Consider the following 15,846-nt stretch of genomic DNA (forward strand, 5'->3'; position numbering starts at 1 on the left):
GCATCCGCAACACGGGAGCCCTCCGATGCCGCAGCCAAAGCTCACCCGCTTCTCCGTGGCCCCGCTCGCGAGCCTCACGCGCCGCCTCGCCGACGTCGCGTCCGGCCGCACGGCGCCCGATCTCGTGATCACCGGCGCGCGGGTGCTCTCGACCTATACGGACCGCATCCTACCCGAGCGCGAGTTGTGGATCGCCGGCGGGCGCATCGCCGCGACGAAGCCGGCCGGCGCGCACAGGGCGCTCGCCCACGCGCCCGGCGCCGTCTACGACGCGCGCGGCGGCATCCTCGCGCCGGGCCTCGTCGATCCGCACATCCACATCGAATCCTCGATGGTGACGGCCTGCGCCTATGCGGAGGCGGCGCTCCTCAACGGCACGACGACGATCTTCTGCGACAGCCATGAGATCGGCAACGTGATGGACGTCGCCGGCGTCGAGGCCATGCTCGAGGACGCGCGCGCCGCTCCGCTCTCGATCTTCCTCACGGTTCCGAGCACCGTCCCGGCCACCTCGCCCGAGCTCGAGACGGCGGGCGGGGATCTCACGGCGGAGAAGATCGGCGCGCTGTTCGATCGCTGGCCCGAGGCGGTGGCGCTCGGGGAGAAGATGGACTTCGTCCAGGTGACCATGGGCGACGAGCGCTCGCACGCGATCCTCGCCGCGGCGCTCTCGCGCGGCAAGCCGGTCTGCGGGCACATCTACGGGCGGGAATTCGTGGCGGCCTACGCGGCCTCCGGCGTCACCGACACGCACGAGGCGATCGATCGCGACATCGCCGACGACCTCCTCGACGCGGGTGTGTGGATCTTCTTGCGCGGCGGCCCGCCCACCACGCCGTGGCACTCGCTGCCGGAGGCGATCAAGACGATCACCGAGCTCGGCGCGTCCAACAAGCGCGTGTGCGTGTGCACCGACGACCGCGACGCCGACGACCTGATGGCCTTCGGCATGGACTGGGTGGTGCGCGAGGCGATCGCGGCGGGCCTGTCGCGCGAAGCGGCCTGGGCGATGGGCTCGCTGCATCCCGCGACGCGCTATGCCCGCGACGGCGAGATCGGAGCGCTCGGCGGCGGGCGCCGGGCGGACGTGATCCTGCTCAACGACGCGATGGAGGTCGACAACACCTGGTATGGCGGCGAGCTCGTCGTCGAGGGCCGCAAGATCACGCCCCTCCTCGATGCGGCGCTCTCCGAGCGCTACGTCTATCCGAAGGCCGCCTATGCCACCGTCAAGGTCTCCGGTCGGCCCGCTCTGACGCCGCCGCCGCCGAAGGTGCCGGTGGTCGCGAACGCGTTGCGCACGGCGCTGCCGGGCATCCTCGTCCATCACGAACGGGTGTCGCTGCCCGCGTTCGAGAGCTGGGACGGGGTGCTCGCCGAGCACGGGCTGTGCTTCGTCGCGGTGATCGAGCGCCACGGCCTCTCGGGCGGTGAGAGCCGGGTGGCGCACGGGCTCCTCAAGGATTTCGGCCTCGCCTCGGGCGCGGTCGCCTCCTCCGTCGGCCACGATTCGCACAACGTCATCGTCGCCGGCACCAACGAGGCGGACATGCAGCTCGCGCTCGCGACGCTCGTCGAGGCCCAGGGCGGGGTGTGCGTCGTCGACCAGGGGATCGTGAAGGCCTTCGTCGCCCTGCCGATCGCGGGCCTCCTCTCCGACAAGCGCGTCACGGAGGTTGCGGAGGAGACGCGCGTGCTGAAGCGCGTCTGGGAGGAGGCGGGCTGCACGATCCCCTATATGGGCTTCAACCTCATCCCGCTCTCGGTGATCCCCGAGATCCGCATCACCGACAAGGGCCTCGTCCTCGTGCCGGGCATGGAGATCGTCCCCCCCTTCGAGCCGCAGGCGCAGGCCGCGGAGTGAGGGGCAACTCTGTCGTTACGCTGTCATCCCGGACGCCGAAGGCGATCCGGGACCCATAATCGCCACGTCTGAGTCGCAGCCTGTAGGCTGCGTTTCTCCGACGAAAGCTGTCCAAAGGTAGCGGAACGAGCGCGGCATGCGCGCTCGGACTTGTCGTCGAGTGTATGGGTCCCGGGTCCGCTTCGCGGCCCGGGATGACAACCTGCGAAAGATTGACGAGCGCTCACCCCTCGCGGCGGCGGCCGCGCAGGATTTCCGCGAGCCGCGCCCGCTCGAAGACGGCCACCACGACGAGGCCGATCGCGAGCGGGCCGAGGAGGTAGAACAGACGGAAGAGGACGAGCGCCGCGACGAGCTTCGCGTCGGGAATCTCGGGAAGCGCCGCGACGAAGACGAGCTCGAACACGCCGAGCCCGCCCGGCGCGTGCGAGACGAGCGCGGCCGAGAACGAGGCGAGGAAGACCGCGAGCACGATCAGATAGCCCGGATTGGTCTCCGGCGGCAGCAGCACGAAGACGATCGCGGCGGTCGCGAGATTGTCGAGGCAGGAGGCCGCGATCTGGCGCGCGGTGATGCCCGGCCGCGGATAATCGAGCCGGAAGCCGCCGAGCTGCAGGGGCCGCAGCCGCATCAGCGAGCCCGCGACGTAGAGCCCGACGAAGCCGAGCATGAGGATTCCGATCGCCTGGCCCGACAGCGTGATCGCCTCGGGCAGGCCCCCGCCGACGCGCGCGAGCATGTCGGGGAAGAAGACCAGGAGGAGCCCGCCGAGCGTCACGGCGCCGAGCGTGAAGGTGAAGGAGCAGAACGCCACGAGCACCGCGATCTGCCGCGCGCCGAGGCCCACCGACGAATAGGCCCGGTAGCGCACCACCGCGCCCGAGAGCACCGAGGCGCCGATATTGTGCGAGAGCGCGTAGGTCGTGAACGAGGTCAGCGCCACGAAGGGCCAGGAGACGTGGTGCACGCGCAGATGCAGGAGCGCGATGCGGTCGTACCAGGCGAGCATCGCATAGGCGCCGAGCGTCGCGAGAAGCGCCAGCGCGTATTGCGAGGGCGCGATCGCGGCCATCTCGGCGAGCACGTCCGCCGCCGAGAGCGCGCCGAGCTCCCGCGACAGGATCCACAGCGAGAAGGCCACCGCGAGGAGGCCGATCACCGGCCACGCGTAATCGAGAGCGCGTCGCACCGCCGCCGCGCGTCCGCTCACAGGCCGTGCCGATCGAGCCAATCGACGAGACGGCGCGCTCCCTCGTCGGCGGCGACGTCGAGCATGGGGAAGTGGCCGCAGGCTTCGAGCGTCTCGTGGCGCGCGGCGTGATAGAAGGCGGTGCGCAGCGTGCAGGCGCGCCAGACGAGCGGGTCCTCCGCCCCGCCGATCACGAGGGTCGGCAGGCGGGTGAGGAAGGCGGAGAGCACCGGGCCCGGCATGTGCGCGTCGGCGAGCGCGCGCGGGCTCTCGGGCGCCATCATCGACGCGTAGCGCCGCACGCGGGCGAGCGGCAGGCGCTCGGAGAACAGGAGACGCTCGGACGAGGCCATCCCGCGCGAGAGCGTCGCGGCGCCGATCGGCCCGATGCCGCGTCCGCCGGGCGCGTTCGAGAGGCTGCCGAGGACGGCGTCGAGCCACACGAGCGGCTCGGTCATCGCCGTGCGGGCATTGACGAGGGCGAGCCCGTCGGGCGGGAGCGAGGCCATCAGCACGAGCCCCGCCATGCGCTCGCGCCCGATGAGCCGTTGCGCGATCAGCCCGCCGAGCGAATGGCCGACGACGACAGGCGTCTGCGGCAGGGTCGCGAGCACGCGGCGGACGTCGGCGAGGTAATCCGACAGGCGCGTTTCGCGCAGCCGCTCGCCGCCCTCCGAGCGGCCGTGGCCGCGCAGCGAGAGCGCGACGACGCTGCGTCCGCGCCGTGCGAGATACGGCGCGAGATGCTCGCTCCACATCCACGCCCCGCCGAAGGCGCCGTGGACGAGGAGGAGCGGCGCCCCGACGCGCGGGCCGTCGGGCAGCGTCTCGACCACTTCCAGCGCCGGCGAACCCTCGCCGCGCACGAGCCGCGTGGTCACGCGATAGCCGCCGGCCGGCGGGCTGGTGTCGTTCTGCGACGGGGTCGTCGACATGGGCGGGCTCGCTCGCTCGATCGATCTCGGCTCGGGCGAGAGACATAAGCGCATGCGGGCGCCGTGTCACGGCGCGGAAATCCCCGATCAGGGGGCGGGCAGGGGATCGAGGGTCGTGAACGCGCCCCAGCCCGCGGCCTTCGGGTTCGCGTCGTTCCCGTCGACCCCGATCGAGCACAAGGTGCGCGCGGGCCCCTGCCGCAAGACCCACGCGCCGCTGTCGAGGAAGCTCTGGTACTCTCGAAATCCGGTCGATTGCGACAGCCAGGCATAGGCGACGAGCTTCTCCGCGAGGAGCCGCCGCAGGACGAGGCCGTTGCCGTAGGCGCCGATCGCGTAGCGCGGCGTCGCGCCGCTCGCCGCGACGGCGGCGATCGCGCGGAAATGCGGGATGATGGCGTTCGTCACGTCGTCGTCCGAGCAATCGTAGTCGACGGCGAAATAGATCGCCGACCCCGCCGGCTGGCCGATCGTGCGTGCCGCGTAGGCGAACGCATAGGTGGCGTCCGCCTCGCCGATGGTGCTCGAGAAGGCGGAGGGCGCGTTGCCGGCGGCCTCGTGGACGACGCCGACGCTCATCCCCGCCGCGAGGATCGCCTGCGCCTCCTCGCGGACGAGCCGCTTCTCCGGCTGGCTCGTGGCGCGCGCGTAATAGCGGATCACCCCCGTCGTCCCGGCCTCGCGCAGGCAGGCGAGTTGCGGCGTCGTGCGCCGATTCGTGTCGATGATCATCCTCGTCAGGCCCCCGGGTGGACGTCCGGTGATGCTACCATGGCGCGATCCGGGGGTGCAATTATGGGGTGGGGCGGGGGAGGGGAGTTCGATGGCTCGTGTTCCTTTCCCCGAGAGTCTGTGAATCTCGTGGGGTTGTCATCCCGGGCCGCGAAGCGGACCCGGGACCCATAACCGCGACGACTGGTCCGAGCGCGCATGTCGCGCTCGCTGCGCACCCTCGCAGCGCCAAAGCTTTGGAAAAACGCAGCCTATAGGCTGCGACCCGAACGTCGCGGTTATGGGTCCCGGATCGCCTTCGGCGTCCGGGATGACACCTCTCGCAAGGATTCAAAGTTCTGAGGAGAAGAAGAGGGGCGGTGCCTCGTGAAGGCGGCGTCATGCGAAGTACCCGGTGCCGACTCCTCGCCGACCGGCAGATGCTCTATGCCGGTCGCGTCGAGCATGCGGTCCAGGGAGAGCGGGCGATGGCGGGCGGGTCGATGGAGGGCGCGGGCGCGGCGGGGCTCGTCTGCGCGCTCGACGGGGTCACCGATCTGCCGCCGGGCAAGATCGCCGCGCTCGTGACCTATCTCGAGATGCGCGCGCCGCCGCCTCGTGCCGTGCCGGCGCCGCGGGACGATCTCGCGCTTCTCGAGACGACGCGCGATCTCGACGCCTACCGCGCCTTCTACGCGCGAATCGGGGCGCCTTGGCTCTGGAGCGGGCGGCTGCGGGTGTCCGATGCGGCGCTCGAGCGCGCGCTCGCCGATCCGCGCCTCGTCTCGCGCACGCTCCATCGCGGCGGCGCGCCGGTGGGGCTCGTCGAGGTCGCGTTCGACGGGGAGGAGGCGGAGCTCGTCTATTGCGGGCTCGTGCCCGAGGCGATCGGGGAGGGGCTTGGAGCCTGGCTGATGGCCCAGGCGATCGCGATCGCCTTCGCGCGGCCGATCGCGCGGCTGATGGTGCACACCTGCTCGTTCGACCACCCCGCCGCGATCCGCGCCTACATGCGGGCGGGTTTTGCGCCCTACAAGCGCGCGATCGAGATCGAGGACGACCCGCGCCTCCTCGGCCTCCTGCCGCGGGACGCCGCGGCGGATCGCTGGCCGGTCGTGGACTGAGGCGGCGCGGGAGGCTCACGCCTCCCCGATCTCCATCAGGATCGCCTCCGCTCGCGCGATGTCCTCGGGCGTGTTGGCGTTGAAGAAGGGGTCGACGGGCGCGATAGCCCAGCCGGCATGGGCGATGCCGTGGCGTGCCGTCCAGCGGTCGATCTTGCGCATGTCCTCCACGACGAGCGCATGGCGCAGATCCTCGCGCAGATCGACCCGCCACAGCCCGTTCACGGGATGCGTCTGCCCGTCGCTCTCCGCGCAGGCGAGGGGGACGTCGGCCGCGTTGCGCGCGGCGTGCAGGCGGGAGACGAAATCGTGCGGGATGAAGGGCGTGTCGGCGGCGACGCTCGCGACCCAGGCGATCTCCGGCCGGTTCGCCGCCGTCCAATCGAGCGCGGCGAGGATGCCCGCGAGCGGGCCGGCGAAGCCCGGCACGTCGTCGGGGACGACGGGGAGGCCGGTCTCGGCGAAGCGGGCGGGGTCGCCGTTCGCGTTGAGGATCAGCCCCTCGCATTGCGGCGCGAGGCGCTCGATGACGCGCGCGAGGATGGTCTTGCCGCCGATCGGGCGCAGCGGCTTGTCGCCCCCGCCCATGCGCCGCGCGAGGCCGCCCGCCAGAAGAACACCGAGCGTCGCCGGAAAGGTCTCACTCATCGCCGCCCTCCCGCGAGCCCTTGCGCCGGTTCTTGGCGCTCTCCTCCGCCACGTAGGCGAGGTCCTGGTCGTAGACGATCCGCTCCGCGCCCGAGAGCGCGACGAAGCGTTTTCCGCGCGCACGGCCGATCAGAGTGAGGCCGAGCTTTCGCGCGAGCTCCACGCCCCAGGCGGTGAAGCCCGAGCGCGAGACGAGGATCGGGATGCCCATGCGGACCGTCTTGATCACCATCTCGGAGGTGAGGCGCCCCGTCGTGTAGAAGATCTTGTCCGCCCCGCTCTCGCCCTCGAGGAACATCCAGCCGGCGATCTTGTCGACCGCATTGTGGCGCCCGACGTCCTCCATGTAGACGAGCGGCCGGTCCGCGCGCGCGAGCACGCATCCGTGGATCGCGCCCGCCTCCAGATAGAGCGACGGCGTCGTGTTGACGGCATGCGTCAGGCGGTAGAGCCAGGAGGTGCGCAATTCTGCCTGCGGCAGGCGCACGTCGTCGAGCGCCTCCATGAGGTCGCCGAAGGTGGTGCCCTGCGCGCAGCCCGAGGTCTGGGTGCGTTTCTTGAGCTTGTCCTCGAAATTCGTCTCGCGCTGCGTGCGCACGACAACGACCTTGAGATCCTCGTCGTAATCGATGCCCGTGATCACGTCTTCGGGACGCACCATGTTCTGGTTGAGGAGATAGCCGAGCGCGAGGTATTCGGGATAGTCCCCGATCGTCATCTGCGTGACGATCTCCTGCGCGTTGAGATAGATCGTCAAGGCGCGCTCGACCGTGACGGAGGTCTCCACCGGCTCGCCACGCTCGTCGACGCCGGAGACCGTCTGCGTGAGGCGCGGGTCGGCGGGGTTCGGGGCGATGATGTAGGGGCTGTCTGCGCTCATGCGGGGGAAACTAGCCGAGCGCGGACGGGCTGGGTAGGGGGTGGGAAAGATCCCTCCCCGTAGGGGAGGTTGGCCTCGAAGCGAAGCGAACGAGGTCGGGTGGGGCACGACGCGCAGAGCAAGATCTCATCGCCACGAGCCCCACCCGACCCCTTCCGCTCCGCTCCAGGGGGCACCCTCGGCTACGAGCTTGTGAATCTTCCGGAGGTTGTCATCCCGGGCCGCGAAGCGGACCCGGGACCCATAACCTCGACGGTCGTCCGAGCGCGCATGCCGCGCTCGTTTCCGCACCCTTGCGGCATTAATCGTCAGAGAAACGCAGCCTACAGGCTGCGACCGAAGCCTCGCGGGTATGGGTCCCGGATCGCCTTCGGCGTCCGGGATGACACCGCAACTAACGATTTTCAAATGTTACGGGAAGGGATTACCCCCCCCTCCTCACTCGAACACGATCCTCGGCGCAACCCGCGCGCGCCCGCCCGCGAGCGTCGCCCACACCTTCTCCGCGATCCCGCGATAGACCTGCGCGTGCACCCCGTCCGGATCGATCGCGGTGACCGGCCGTCCGCCGTCCGAGGTCTCGCGGATCGTCATGTCGAGGGGCACTTCGCCGAGGAAGGGGACGCCCAGGCGGTCGGCCTCCTTGCGGGCGCCGCCATGGCCGAAGATGTGGGAGGTCGTCCCGCAATTGGGGCAGACGAAGGTCGCCATGTTCTCGACGATGCCGAGGATGGGGATCTCGGTGCGGCGGAACATCGCCACGCCCCGGCGCGCGTCGATGAGCGCGAGGTCCTGCGGCGTCGAGACGATGACGGCGCCCGCGAGCGGGGTCGCTTGCGCCATGGTGAGTTGGGCGTCGCCGGTGCCGGGGGGCATGTCGACGACGAGCACGTCGAGCTCGCCCCAGGCCACCTCGCGCAGCATCTGGGTAATGGCCGACATCACCATCGGCCCGCGCCAGATCATCGGCGTCTCTTCCTCGACCATGAAGCCGATCGACATCACCTTGACGCCGTAGCCGTCGAGCGGCTCGAGGATGCGCCCCGAGAGCACCCGCGGCTTGCCGTGCAGGCCGAAGAGTTTCGGCATCGAGGGGCCGTAGATGTCGGCGTCCAGAATGCCGACGCTCAGGCCGAGGGAGCGCAGCGCGAGCGCGAGATTGCAGGAGGTGGTGGACTTGCCGACGCCGCCTTTGCCGGAGGCGACCGCGATGACGTGCTTCACGCCCGGAATGCCTTGCGCCTTCGGCTGCGGCGCACCGGCGGGACGGCCGGGCTGGATGCCGGCGCGGGCGGGGGTTTCGGTGACGGGGCCCTTCGGCACGGGCCGGTCGGCGGTGAGGCTCGCGAAGACCTGGGGCCCACCCGGCAGCGCCTTGACGGCGGCCTCGGCGGCGGCGCGCACGGGCTCCATCGCCTGCGCCTCGGTGGGGTCGATCGCGATCGAGAACATGACGCGCCCGTCGTTCACGACGACGTCCGACAGGCGCCCGGAGGCGACGAGGCTGCCACCGCTCGCGGGCAGCCTCACCGGGGTCAGTGCCTGAAGGACCTGTTCCCGCGTCACGCTCACGCTCGTCTCCATCGGTATCTTACCGGACCGAGGAGATGTAGGCCGCGCGACGGCTCCGGCGCAAGCGTTTCCGGAGCGCGCGGCGTGCGGATCAGGCCTCCGCGAGCTGCGTCTCGCCGACCGCGCGCATATGCGGCTCGAGATCGCTCTTGATGTGGTATTTCGCCTCGCCGTCCCGCTCGCCGGGGACGATGCGGACGACCTCGTAGGTGATCGCCATCTGGTTGGGATGGATTCGGATCATCTCGCGCTCGTCGGCCAACAGCCGCACGCGCGCGCCGAGGCTGAACTTGGCATCATTCATCACGGGTTCTCCTTGAATTTCAGGGCGATAACGCCCCAGCTTCGAAAAAGTTCGAGCGCGTCTGCGGGATTTCTTCCTCTTTGCACGACGATCGCGCTCCCGGAGCTGCCGCTTGCGTCGGGTGGGCGCGGCGCGCTAAGCGGAATTTCCGAGCGGGATCCCTTCCGCGGCCACACGACACGTCGAGCGCATGACCTCTCCCGCCCCCGTGCACCGCCGCGCCGTCTTCTACGTCCCGGGCTACGATCCCCGCCGCCCGCGCGTCTATCACGCGCTCTTCGCCGAGGAGCTTGCGGCGGCGGCGCGGCTGCGGGGCTACGAGGCGCAAGCCGGGGCGCTCGACGAGACCGATCCGCTCGCCCCCGCCTTCGCTATGGATGCGCAGATCGACGGCGTGGAGACGCGGGCGCGCGTCGCGATCCTGCGCTGGGACGACGTCGCCCGGCCCGCCTTCAAGGCGCCGCTTCTGCGCCGGCTGCCGAAGCTCCTCGCGATCGGGCTCGATCTCGCCCGGCGCGGCGTGTTGCGCCGGCTCGGGCGTCTCGATTGGCAATTCGCCGCCTTCGTCGCCTACCCCTACGTGATGACCGTGCTGATCGCGCTCGCGATCCTGGCGCTCGCGGTCTTCGCCGGCGCGGCGGCGGGGAGCGTGTCGCCGCTGCTGGCGCCCGCGGCCGCGCTCGCGACGCTCCTCGCGGGTGGGTTCGTCGCTTTGCGGATCGAGCGGCCGCTTTATCTGCGCTACCTGCTCGAGGACTGGCTCCTCTCCTTCGCCCACGAGCGCGGCGAGACCGACGTCCTCGCCCAACGCGTCGAGGCGTTCGCGGCGCGGATCGTCGCCGCCGCGCGGGCGCAGGGCGAGGAGCGGGTGGACGAGATCCTCCTCGTCGGGCACTCCTCCGGCGCCTTCCTCGCGCCCGAGACGCTCGCGGCGGCCTTGCGGGCCGATCCCGATCTCCCCCGGCAGGGACCCGCGATCGCGCTCCTCACCATCGGCACGGTGGCGCCGCTGATGCTGGTCGATGCTCCGGGCTCGCGCTACGAGGTGGCGTTGCGGCGCCTCGCGCACGAGCCGGGCATCGTCTGGCACGAGCTGCAGAGCCGCCACGACGCGATGAACGCCTGCCCCGTCGATCCCGCCGCTCTGGCCGGCCTGCCCGACGCGCGCTGGCCGCTCGTGATGCGGCTCTCGATGCCGCAGCTCGTCCGCCCCGGCCAGCTCGGCCTCTTCCGCGAGCGGCTGTTCTTCTTCCGCACGCATTTCCGCTTCCTCAAGGCGAACGAGCGGCCGGTCGATTACGACTTCTACGGCATGCTCGTCGGGCCGAAGCGGCTCGCCGAGCGGCACCGGGTCCGCCAGCCCGTCGGCGACCGACATCCTCCCGTCACGGGCGAGGGCTAGAGCCGGGCGGATTCGAGGCGCGGCAGCGAGGGGACGATGGGGGAGGATGCGGGTGCGGCACGGTTGCTCGCCGCCTTGGAGGCGCTGCGGGCGGACGTGGCGGGGGAGGGGAGGGCGCGCTATCGCGCCTTTCGCCCGCTGATCGAACGGCCCGATTTCGCCGCCTGCGCGCTCAACCTCGCCCATTATCTCGCTCTGCGCCGACGCGACCATCGCAGCCTCCAGCGCGAGCTGATGCTCAGAGGGCTCTCCTCGCTCGGTCGGCTCGAGGGGCGGGTGCTGGCGACGCTCGATGCGGTCGCCGTGGCGCTCGCGGGCCTGTCCGGATGCGAGACCGCCGCGCGGGCGCCGAGCCGGCGGGCCTTCTTCCGCGGCGAGGCGCGGCTGCGCACGGCGACGGACGCGCTGTTCGGCCCCGCCCGTCCCGACCGCCAGGGCCGCATCCTCGTCACGCTGCCGAGCGACGCCGCCGACGATCCCGCCCTCGTGCGCGCGCTCGCGGCGGCGGGAATCGACGCGGCGCGGATCAATTGCGCCCACGACGATCCCCGCGCCTGGGCCGCGATGGTCGAGCACGTCCGCGCGGCACAGGCGCGGACCGGCCGGCCGATCCGCATCCTCATGGACATCGCCGGGCCGAAGATCCGCACGGGCGCCGTGCTCGCCCCCGAGGAGCGCGCGAAGCTGCGCGTCGGCGACCGCCTCCTCCTCGCCCCCCGTCTCGTCCCGGAGGCGGCGGGCGCGCTGCCCTTCCAGGCGACCTGCACCCTGCCCGCCGTGCTCGACCGGTTGGGCGAGGGCGCGCGCGTCTCGGTCGACGACGGACGGATCGCCGGGCGCGTCGCCGCGCGGGCGCACGGGGGCGTCGTCGTCGAGATCGCGGCGACGAAGCTCGGCGGCGCCAAGCTCAAGCCGGAGAAGGGCCTCAACTTCCCCGAGACGGCGCTCGACCTCGACCCGCTCACCGACAGGGACCGCGCCGATCTCGACTTCGTCGCCGCCCATGCCGATCTCGTCGGCTATTCCTTCGTGCAGACGGCAGCCGACGTGGCGCGGCTCCAGGCCGAGCTCGCCGCGCGCACGGATCGCACGATCGGCCTCGTCGCCAAGATCGAGACGCCCGTCGCCGTGCGCAACCTGCCCGAGATCATCGTCGCGGCGGCGGGACGCCAGCCCTTCGGCGTGATGATCGCCCGCGGCGATCTCGCCGTCGAGATCGGCTTCGATCGGCTCGCGGAGATGCAGGAGGAGCTCCTGTGGATCGCGGAGGCCGCGAGCGTGCCGGTGATCTGGGCGACGCAGGTGCTCGAGACGCTCGTCAAGTCGGGGCTGCCCTCGCGCGGCGAAATGACCGATGCCGCGATGGCCGCGCGGGCCGAATGCGTGATGCTCAACAAGGGCCCGAACGTGCTCGCCGCGATCGGCGCGCTCGACGGTCTCTTCCGCCGCATGGCCGAGCACCAGTCGAAGAAGACCCCGACCCTGCGCGCGCTGCGAAGCTGGTGACGGGCGGAAAATCCCGCTCCAGCAGGGAACCCACGGCGCCTCTCGCGCATCGCCAGTGAGCCTGGCGAACGACACGGGAGGAACAGGACCATGACCGGACGGACCATTCTCGCGCTCGCGGCCGCGCTCGCGACGGCGACCGGCGGCGCGGCGATGGCGCAGCAGCAGCAGCAGCCGTGGATGCAGGGCGGCGGCATGCAGGGCGGGCAGCAGGCCCCCTTCGAGGCGCGTGCCGGCAGCCCTGGCGAGAACGACGAGCGCATGCGCGAGCGGCTCGAGCGCGCGGGCTTCCAGCGGCCGCGGATCGTCGCCGTCGGCGTGATCGAGGCCATGGGCCCCGACGGGGAGACGATCGTCTTCCGCATCGCCGAGCCCGCCGAGCGCGGACAGGCCGGGATGGGTCCGGGAATGGGGCAAGGGATGGGTATGGGCATGCAGCCCGGCATGCAGCAGCCCGGGATGGGGCCGATGGGGACCCCCGGCATGCAGCGGCCGGGCGTCGGTCCCGAGATGGGCGGCATGGGCGCCGGCATGGGTGCCGGCATGGGCCAAGGCATGGGCCAGGGCCAAGGAATGGGCCAAGGCATGATGGCCGGCCAGGATCGCGGGCGCGCCGAGCAGGATCAGCGCCGCACCGAAAACCTCCTCGCCGACGCCCTCGAGATGGCGGGCTACACGCGTTTCGAGCGCATCGCGCCCTCCCACCTGCAGGCGAGCGCGCCGGACGGCCGCACGGTCACGATCGTGTTCGACGGCGGCATGTTCGGCGAGCGTCAGGCGATGCAGGGCGGCATGCAGATGCAGGATCGCGGGATGCAGGGTCAGATGCAGATGCAGGGCGGAATGCAGCCCGGTCCCGGCATGCCCCAGGCCACCGGCGCCTTCGACCCGCGCGGCCTCCAGGCGGCGCCCGGTCGCCAGGCCGGTGCCGGGCAACAGATCTGGCGCGACGAGGTGATGCCGCAGGCCGTGCTCAACCAGTCGCAGGTGCGTCGCATCATCGAGGCGCACGGCCTCGGCGAGGTGCGCGAGCTTCGGCGCGACGGCGATACGTTCCGCGGCGTCGCCGAGCTTCAGGGCGAGGAGGTCGAGGTCGTCGTCGACGCCCGCTCCGGACTGGTGCTCGAGCCCGAACTCGACCCGGGCCGTCCCGAGGTCGACGTCGACGTGGACGACGCCATCGACACGGAAGCGGTCGAGGACGAGACCGACGAGGCGCAGGAGGCCGCGGAAGACGAGAACAACGCCGGCTGAGCGGTCGCTCGGCAGGAAGAGCAGAGACAAGCCGGAGGAACGATCTCATGAAACATCGTGTCATGACGACGCTCGTCTGCGCCGCGGCGCTTCTGCCCGTCGCGGCACACGCCCAGCAGCAGCCGGGCCAACAGATGCTGCAGCAGATGCCGGCGCCGGGCACCCAGCAGCAGACTCAGCCTGGAATGCAGCAGCAGCCCGGCACGGGGCTCCAGCCGCAGCAGGTCCAGCCGGCGCAGCCGCATCCGCTCGCCCAGGACGGCTTCTTCACGATGCAGCAGACCGATCAGATGCTCGCCTCGAATCTGATGGGGGCGCGGATCGTCGGTCCGGGCGGCGAGGATATCGGCAGCGTCGACGATCTCCTGATGGACAGCGACGGGCGCACCGTCGGCGTGATCAGCGGCATCGGCGGCTTTCTCGGCATCGGCGCGCAGGATGTGGCGATCGACGTGCAGGCGCTCGAATTCGTTCTGCGCGAAGACCTCGCGACGGGCGCCGTGACGCCCGGAACGGCTCCCGGCGGCACCGCTCCCGGCGCCACTGCGGCTCCCGGCGCGCCCGCGACGGGTATGGGCATGGGTACCGGCATGGGCGGTACCGGTACCGGCACCTGGGGCTGGGGCACCTGGGGCACGGCGGGCTGGACGGCCGGTCAGATCGAGTTCGTGCGCGTGCCCTTCACCCGCGAGCAGCTCGAAGCGGCGCCGGAATTCACCCGGCTCGACTGATCGCCGCATCCTCCTCGCGGGCGAGGGCGAAGGCGCGCGAGAGCGTCGCGCCGTACCCGCGCTTGCCCGGGAGGCGACGCGCGAAGGGGGCGCCAAGGCGACGCGACGGGGGCGTGGCGTTGCGAAGCGGGAACAAGTCGTTCTTTCGCCTGTTCGCCGAGACGATCGCGAAGACGCCGTCTCGAGAAAGGCCGCTCATGAAGATTTCGACGAGGATCCTAATCGCCTCCTGCGCCCTCGCGCTCGGCTCGGGGGGGGCCTCGGCGCAGGTCATGCAGGCGCCGGGACCCCATCAGGCCCAGCCGCAGGCCGAGCAGGAGGCGCCCGCGCCCGTGCCCTTCCCCGGCGGGCCCGTCGCCGCCATCGTGGAGATGTCGGACGCGTTCGCCTTCCAGCCGCAGAGCGTCACGGTGCGCGTGGGCGATACCGTCGAATGGCGCACCGTCGGCCGCCACGCGCACACCGTCACGACGGATGCGCGCCGGACCGACCAGCCCGATCTCGTCGAGATCCCGCCGGGAGCCGAGCCGTTCGATTCCGGCCCGATCTCGACGCGCGACGTCTTCCGCTACACGTTCTCGGTACCCGGCCGCTACGTCTACGTCTGCAATCCCCACGAGGGGGAGGGCATGATCGGCGAGGTGATCGTGGAGCCGTGACGCGAAAAGGGCGCCCCGCGGGGCGCCCTCGACGAGACCGAGCGCCCCTCTCCGCGCAACGCCCGGAGAGGGGCGTCGTCTCAATCGCCCCAGCGATAACGCGATTCGTAGCGGCCGTATTCCGGCAGCGACTCGCCCCGCCGCAGGCGCCGACCGCGGTGGATCAGATAGGCCAGCGCGTAGCCGGCGAGGCCCGCGACGAGGATCGCCGAGAGCGGGCTCTCGCGCACCTGCGCGCGGGTCATGTCGCGGCCGTAATAGGCGTAGTCGCGGCCGTAATCGACGTAGCGGCGCGCTTCCGGATGGCGGTCGAGCTCGTGCTGGACCCGCTCGCGGGCCTGCGCGTAGCCCTCCCGCGCGCGCTCCCCGGCATGGGTCGCGGCCTCGCGGGCGCGGTCGTAGCCGTTGTCTCTCGATTGCACTGCCATGACGCGATCTCCTTCGTTTTCATCGATGGGCTCGACGAGCGAACGACGCGAACCGCTCCAAGGTTTCCCGGCACCGAGGTCGTGGCTGCTCCAGTTTCTCATCATTCTAATTTCAAGTTCTTGGAAGATCACGCTTTTTTCTTGACGGACCGGTCTCGCGCGGCAAAGCTGCCGCACCCTGAGGTCGTCGACCTCGCGACCGCTTCCGGGACACGACCGATGATGCACGAGACGAATTTCTCGGCCTACGCCCCCGCCGATCTCGCCGCCGCGCAGCGCCGCGCGCGCCTCGCCCGCGAGAAGGCGCAGGCCTATCGCGGCGCCTCCGAGCAGATGCGACGCAAGCTCGAGGCCCGCGCCCGCATGGCCGAAACCGAAGCCGCGCTCATCGCGCACGCGCTCGAGGGGGCGACGGGGCCGGGCGGGGTCGAGGATTGATCGCGAAAACCTCGCTCCGCCCGTGACGAGCGCCGTCGCTCTCCTTGCCGCGATCGCACCGACAGGGTGAGTGCTCCCTCGTGTCATCCCCGGCCGGAGGTCGCTTGCGACCGGAGGGGAAGCAACTAATATTCACGCGGCATTTTCGACCCATGGGGTGCCCCTGGCGAGGACGGCGTTGATCTGGACGAGGAGCTTGCG

At 71.2% G+C, this 15,846-nt stretch carries 16 protein-coding genes; 8 read left to right on the top strand and 8 right to left on the bottom strand.

Annotated features, from left to right (window positions below; translation table 11 throughout):
- Positions 1-25 precede the first annotated feature (25 nt).
- Entirely contained in the window at positions 26-1,864 is a 1,839-nt protein-coding gene (locus tag ACK4UM_RS12930; protein ID WP_409799589.1) for an adenine deaminase, read from the top strand.
- Positions 1,865-2,087: 223 nt separating this feature from the next.
- On the opposite strand, the gene ACK4UM_RS12935 is transcribed toward ACK4UM_RS12930, so the two are convergent.
- The 3 genes from ACK4UM_RS12935 to ACK4UM_RS12945 all read right to left on the bottom strand — a co-directional run bounded on the left by ACK4UM_RS12935 (position 2,088) and on the right by ACK4UM_RS12945 (position 4,720).
- Positions 2,088-3,053, bottom strand: a complete 966-nt coding sequence (locus tag ACK4UM_RS12935; protein ID WP_409799592.1) for a UPF0104 family protein — start codon at positions 3,051-3,053, stop codon at positions 2,088-2,090.
- Between the two features lie 17 nt (positions 3,054-3,070).
- Complete coding sequence (locus tag ACK4UM_RS12940) at positions 3,071-3,988, bottom strand: alpha/beta hydrolase (protein WP_409799595.1); 918 nt, start codon at positions 3,986-3,988, stop codon at positions 3,071-3,073.
- 87 nt (positions 3,989-4,075) lie between these two features.
- The gene (locus ACK4UM_RS12945) at positions 4,076-4,720 is read right to left on the bottom strand and encodes a DUF1906 domain-containing protein (RefSeq protein ID WP_409799598.1); all 645 of its coding nucleotides are present in this window, start codon (positions 4,718-4,720) and stop codon (positions 4,076-4,078) included.
- Between the two features lie 380 nt (positions 4,721-5,100).
- Here ACK4UM_RS12945 and ACK4UM_RS12950 point away from each other — a divergent pair, with 380 nt between their 5' ends.
- Positions 5,101-5,823 carry a GNAT family N-acetyltransferase gene (locus ACK4UM_RS12950; protein WP_409799600.1) on the top strand — a complete coding sequence of 241 codons (723 nt, stop codon included), beginning with the start codon at positions 5,101-5,103 and terminating at the stop codon, positions 5,821-5,823.
- 15 nt (positions 5,824-5,838) lie between these two features.
- On the opposite strand, the gene mobA is transcribed toward ACK4UM_RS12950, so the two are convergent.
- The 4 genes from mobA to ACK4UM_RS12970 all read right to left on the bottom strand — a co-directional run bounded on the left by mobA (position 5,839) and on the right by ACK4UM_RS12970 (position 9,227).
- Positions 5,839-6,471 (bottom strand): molybdenum cofactor guanylyltransferase MobA, encoded by a 633-nt coding sequence (gene mobA / locus ACK4UM_RS12955; protein WP_409799603.1) that lies wholly within the window; start codon positions 6,469-6,471, stop codon positions 5,839-5,841.
- A complete protein-coding gene (locus tag ACK4UM_RS12960; protein WP_409799606.1) occupies positions 6,464-7,351 on the bottom strand; it encodes a formate dehydrogenase accessory sulfurtransferase FdhD in 888 nt (295 codons plus the stop codon). Before ACK4UM_RS12960 ends, mobA begins: the two co-directional genes overlap by 8 nt.
- A gap of 438 nt (positions 7,352-7,789) precedes the next feature.
- Positions 7,790-8,923 (bottom strand): P-loop NTPase, encoded by a 1,134-nt coding sequence (locus tag ACK4UM_RS12965; RefSeq protein ID WP_409799608.1) that lies wholly within the window; start codon positions 8,921-8,923, stop codon positions 7,790-7,792.
- A gap of 91 nt (positions 8,924-9,014) precedes the next feature.
- Positions 9,015-9,227, bottom strand: coding sequence for a hypothetical protein (locus ACK4UM_RS12970; RefSeq protein ID WP_409799611.1), 213 nt, complete (start codon positions 9,225-9,227; stop codon positions 9,015-9,017).
- Positions 9,228-9,417: 190 nt separating this feature from the next.
- On the opposite strand from ACK4UM_RS12970, the gene ACK4UM_RS12975 reads away from it, so the two are divergent.
- The 5 genes from ACK4UM_RS12975 to ACK4UM_RS12995 all read left to right on the top strand — a co-directional run bounded on the left by ACK4UM_RS12975 (position 9,418) and on the right by ACK4UM_RS12995 (position 14,779).
- A complete protein-coding gene (locus tag ACK4UM_RS12975; RefSeq protein ID WP_409799613.1) occupies positions 9,418-10,629 on the top strand; it encodes a hypothetical protein in 1,212 nt (403 codons plus the stop codon).
- A gap of 36 nt (positions 10,630-10,665) precedes the next feature.
- Positions 10,666-12,135, top strand: a complete 1,470-nt coding sequence (locus ACK4UM_RS12980) for a pyruvate kinase (RefSeq protein ID WP_409799616.1) — start codon at positions 10,666-10,668, stop codon at positions 12,133-12,135.
- Positions 12,136-12,225: 90 nt separating this feature from the next.
- Positions 12,226-13,389 carry a hypothetical protein gene (locus ACK4UM_RS12985; RefSeq protein WP_409799618.1) on the top strand — a complete coding sequence of 388 codons (1,164 nt, stop codon included), beginning with the start codon at positions 12,226-12,228 and terminating at the stop codon, positions 13,387-13,389.
- A gap of 47 nt (positions 13,390-13,436) precedes the next feature.
- Entirely contained in the window at positions 13,437-14,120 is a 684-nt protein-coding gene (locus ACK4UM_RS12990) for a PRC-barrel domain-containing protein (protein WP_409799621.1), read from the top strand.
- Positions 14,121-14,317: 197 nt separating this feature from the next.
- Complete coding sequence (locus ACK4UM_RS12995) at positions 14,318-14,779, top strand: plastocyanin/azurin family copper-binding protein (protein ID WP_409799624.1); 462 nt, start codon at positions 14,318-14,320, stop codon at positions 14,777-14,779.
- Between the two features lie 80 nt (positions 14,780-14,859).
- On the opposite strand, the gene ACK4UM_RS13000 is transcribed toward ACK4UM_RS12995, so the two are convergent.
- Positions 14,860-15,207, bottom strand: coding sequence for a hypothetical protein (locus ACK4UM_RS13000; protein WP_409799627.1), 348 nt, complete (start codon positions 15,205-15,207; stop codon positions 14,860-14,862).
- 219 nt (positions 15,208-15,426) lie between these two features.
- Here ACK4UM_RS13000 and ACK4UM_RS13005 point away from each other — a divergent pair, with 219 nt between their 5' ends.
- Entirely contained in the window at positions 15,427-15,645 is a 219-nt protein-coding gene (locus tag ACK4UM_RS13005; RefSeq protein ID WP_409799629.1) for a hypothetical protein, read from the top strand.
- Positions 15,646-15,846 lie beyond the last annotated feature (201 nt).

The organism is Salinarimonas sp. (assembly GCF_046292825.1).
Lineage (GTDB): Bacteria > Pseudomonadota > Alphaproteobacteria > Rhizobiales > Beijerinckiaceae > Salinarimonas.

Excerpts from the sequence above, each read along its gene's own strand:
- ACK4UM_RS13000 (WP_409799627.1), bottom strand. The coding sequence starts at position 15,207 with ATGGCAGTGCAATCGAGAGACAACGGCTACGACCGCGCCCGCGAGGCC.
- ACK4UM_RS12980 (WP_409799616.1), top strand. The coding sequence starts at position 10,666 with ATGGGGGAGGATGCGGGTGCGGCACGGTTGCTCGCCGCCTTGGAGGCG.
- ACK4UM_RS12930 (WP_409799589.1), top strand. The coding sequence starts at position 26 with ATGCCGCAGCCAAAGCTCACCCGCTTCTCCGTGGCCCCGCTCGCGAGC.
- ACK4UM_RS12985 (WP_409799618.1), top strand. The coding sequence starts at position 12,226 with ATGACCGGACGGACCATTCTCGCGCTCGCGGCCGCGCTCGCGACGGCG.
- ACK4UM_RS12945 (WP_409799598.1), bottom strand. The coding sequence starts at position 4,720 with ATGATCATCGACACGAATCGGCGCACGACGCCGCAACTCGCCTGCCTG.
- ACK4UM_RS12995 (WP_409799624.1), top strand. The coding sequence starts at position 14,318 with ATGAAGATTTCGACGAGGATCCTAATCGCCTCCTGCGCCCTCGCGCTC.
- ACK4UM_RS13005 (WP_409799629.1), top strand. The coding sequence starts at position 15,427 with ATGATGCACGAGACGAATTTCTCGGCCTACGCCCCCGCCGATCTCGCC.
- ACK4UM_RS12970 (WP_409799611.1), bottom strand. The coding sequence starts at position 9,227 with ATGAATGATGCCAAGTTCAGCCTCGGCGCGCGCGTGCGGCTGTTGGCC.
- ACK4UM_RS12975 (WP_409799613.1), top strand. The coding sequence starts at position 9,418 with ATGACCTCTCCCGCCCCCGTGCACCGCCGCGCCGTCTTCTACGTCCCG.
- ACK4UM_RS12960 (WP_409799606.1), bottom strand. The coding sequence starts at position 7,351 with ATGAGCGCAGACAGCCCCTACATCATCGCCCCGAACCCCGCCGACCCG.
- mobA (WP_409799603.1), bottom strand. The coding sequence starts at position 6,471 with ATGAGTGAGACCTTTCCGGCGACGCTCGGTGTTCTTCTGGCGGGCGGC.
- ACK4UM_RS12990 (WP_409799621.1), top strand. The coding sequence starts at position 13,437 with ATGAAACATCGTGTCATGACGACGCTCGTCTGCGCCGCGGCGCTTCTG.
- ACK4UM_RS12940 (WP_409799595.1), bottom strand. The coding sequence starts at position 3,988 with ATGTCGACGACCCCGTCGCAGAACGACACCAGCCCGCCGGCCGGCGGC.
- ACK4UM_RS12950 (WP_409799600.1), top strand. The coding sequence starts at position 5,101 with ATGCGAAGTACCCGGTGCCGACTCCTCGCCGACCGGCAGATGCTCTAT.